This is a genomic window from Chryseobacterium oncorhynchi (assembly GCF_002899895.1).
In the GTDB taxonomy this organism is placed as follows: domain Bacteria; phylum Bacteroidota; class Bacteroidia; order Flavobacteriales; family Weeksellaceae; genus Chryseobacterium; species Chryseobacterium oncorhynchi.
Genome location: NZ_PPEI02000034.1, coordinates 1 through 464 on the forward strand (window position 1 = coordinate 1; position 464 = coordinate 464).

The 464-nt window shown below is 50.9% G+C and carries 1 rRNA gene; it reads right to left on the reverse strand.

Annotated elements, in window-relative coordinates:
• Window positions 1-464: ribosomal RNA gene (locus C1638_RS22100) — 16S ribosomal RNA — on the reverse strand; the annotation flags it as partial.

A 464-nucleotide genomic window follows, 5' to 3' on the forward strand; every position in this document is an offset into this window, starting at 1 on the left:
GACTACACGGGTATCTAATCCTATTTGCTCCCCACGCTTTCGGGACTGAGCGTCAGTTATGCGCCAGATCGTCGCCTTCGCCACTGGTGTTCCTCCATATATCTACGCATTTCACCGCTACACATGGAATTCCACGATCCTCTCACACACTCTAGCTCTACGGTTTCCATGGCTTACCGAAGTTAAGCTTCGATCTTTCACCACAGACCCTTAGTGCCGCCTGATCCCTCTTTACGCCCAATAATTCCGGATAACGCTCGCCACCTACGTATTACCGCGGCTGCTGGCACGTAGTTAGCCGTGGCTTTCTTATAGAGTACCGTCACTTGGATATCATTCCCTATATCCACCGTTCTTCCTCTATGACAGAAGTTTACATAACGAATTACTTCTTCCTTCACGCGGCGTTGCTCGGTCAGGGTTTCCCCCATTGCCGAAAATTCCCTACTGCTGCCTCCCGTAGG